We start from the raw sequence: 1999 nt of genomic DNA on the forward strand, positions 1-1999 counted from the left end.
ATCCTGCCGCAGACCGAGGTGCTGGTGGGCAACCACAAGACGCTGACCGACTTTCTGCTGCCCGACTGGGACAACGAGCGCCCGCCCTCGGCGCGCGAGCTGGCCGTGGCCGCCGGCGAGCACGGCACCCGCTTCGTGCTGGTGACGGGCGTGATGCTGCCGTCCAAGGGCAAGGGCACCGAGCAGTGGGTGGACAACGTGCTGGCTTCGGCCCAGGGCGCGCTCACCGGCGAGAAGTTCGAGCGCTTCGAAGCCAGCTTCGTGGGCGCCGGCGACACCCTGTCGGCCGCGCTGGCTTCGCTGCTGGCCGCCGGCAGCGAGCTGCAGGCCGCAGTGGGCGAGGCGCTGGCCTTCCTGGACAACAGCCTGGACGCGGGCTTCCGCCCTGGCATGGGCAACGTAATCCCCGACCGCTTTTTCTGGGCGCTGCCGCCTGGCGAAGAAGAAGACGGCGAGCCCGGCGAAGACCCGGGCTCGGGCCCGCAGGGCGAGCCCGACGGCAGCAACCTGCCTAGACAAGTGCATTGACCCGACGTGAGGCCGCAGTAAGCTCATGACCGACCAGAACGCTGAACTCTTCGAGCGCGCGCAGCGCGTGATCCCCGGTGGCGTGAATTCGCCGGTGCGCGCCTTCCGCGCCGTGGGCGGCACGCCACGCTTCATCAGCCGGGCGCAGGGCCCGTACATCTTCGATGCGGCCGGCCAGCGCTACATCGACTACATCGGCTCCTGGGGGCCGATGATCCTGGGCCACGGCCACCCGGCGGTGCTGGAAGCGGTGCAGAAGGCGGCCACCGAAGGCTTCAGCTTCGGCGCACCCACCGAGCGCGAGATCGAGCTGGCCGAAGAGATCATCTCGCTGGTGCCCAGCATCGAGCAGGTGCGGCTGGTGAGCAGCGGCACCGAAGCCGCGATGAGCGCCATCCGCCTGGCGCGGGGCGCCACCGGCCGGCCGATGCTGATCAAGTTCGAGGGCTGCTACCACGGCCACGCCGATGCGCTGCTGGTCAAGGGCGGCTCGGGCATGGCCACCTTCGGCCACCCCACCAGCGCCGGCGTGCCGCCCGAGGTGGTGCAGCACACGCTGGTGCTGGAGTACAACAACCTCGAGCAGCTGGAAGAAGCCTTTGCGCTGCACGGCGACCAGCTGGCCTGCGTGATGCTGGAGCCGATCGCCGGCAACATGAACTTCGTGCGGGCGCAGGTGCCCTTCGTGCGGCGGCTGCGTGAGCTGTGCACCCAGCACGGCGCGCTGCTGGCCTTCGACGAGGTGATGACGGGCTTTCGCGTCGCATTGGGTGGCGCGCAAAGCCTGTATGCGCAGCTGATCCCGGGCTTTGCGCCCGACATCAGCGTGTTCGGCAAGGTGATCGGCGGCGGCATGCCGCTGGCGGCCTTCGGCGCCTCACGCGAGGTGATGAGCCTGCTGGCGCCGCTGGGCCCGGTCTACCAGGCCGGCACGCTGTCGGGCAACCCGGTGGCCACCGCCTGCGGCCTGGCCACGCTGCGCGAGATCCGCAAGCCAGGCTTCTTCGACCAGCTGTCGACCACCACGGCTTCGCTGGTGCAGGGCCTGGACGCCGCGGCCAAGAAGGCCGGCGTGCCGATGGTGTTCGACCATCAAGGGGGCATGTTCGGCTTCTTCTTCGCGAGCGAGCTGCCCCAGCACTACAACGCGGTGCTGGCCACCGACAAGGAGCGCTTCAACCGCTTCTTCCACGCGATGCTGGAACGCGGGGTGTACCTGGCGCCGGCCTTGTATGAAGCCGGCTTCGTGAGTGCGGCGCATACGGCGGAGGACATTGCTGCCACCGTTGCTGCCGCGGCCGAGGCTCTGTCGTTGGGCTGAACAACACCCTGGTTAGCGTGGGCTGTTTGCTCCGGGCCGTGCGGGCGGGCCCGGGGGCTTAGCTTCCGCGGTCCGCGCAAAGCGCGGACTGCCCTGCGCTGCTCGGTCGAGTGGCCCCGCCGCGTAACTCGCTGCGGGTGCTGCGCCCCC

At 69.8% G+C, this 1999-nt stretch carries 2 protein-coding genes; both read left to right on the forward strand.

Going from position 1 to position 1999, the window contains the following annotated elements:
* Positions 1–528, forward strand: a 528-nt coding sequence (locus tag ABNT58_RS26160; RefSeq protein ID WP_348756306.1) for a bifunctional hydroxymethylpyrimidine kinase/phosphomethylpyrimidine kinase, incomplete at its 5' end; no start/stop codon positions are given.
* Between the two features lie 25 nt (positions 529–553).
* Complete coding sequence (gene hemL, locus ABNT58_RS26165) at positions 554–1849, forward strand: glutamate-1-semialdehyde 2,1-aminomutase (protein WP_348756307.1); 1296 nt, start codon at positions 554–556, stop codon at positions 1847–1849.
* Positions 1850–1999: the final 150 nt, after the last annotated feature.

The sequence above is a fragment of the uncultured Aquincola sp. genome (assembly GCF_964001545.1).
Lineage (GTDB): Bacteria > Pseudomonadota > Gammaproteobacteria > Burkholderiales > Burkholderiaceae_C > Aquincola.

What these genes read in the sequence shown, in the direction of transcription:
- hemL (WP_348756307.1), top strand. Translation starts at nt 554, where the DNA reads ATGACCGACCAGAACGCTGAACTCTTCGAGCGCGCGCAGCGCGTGATC.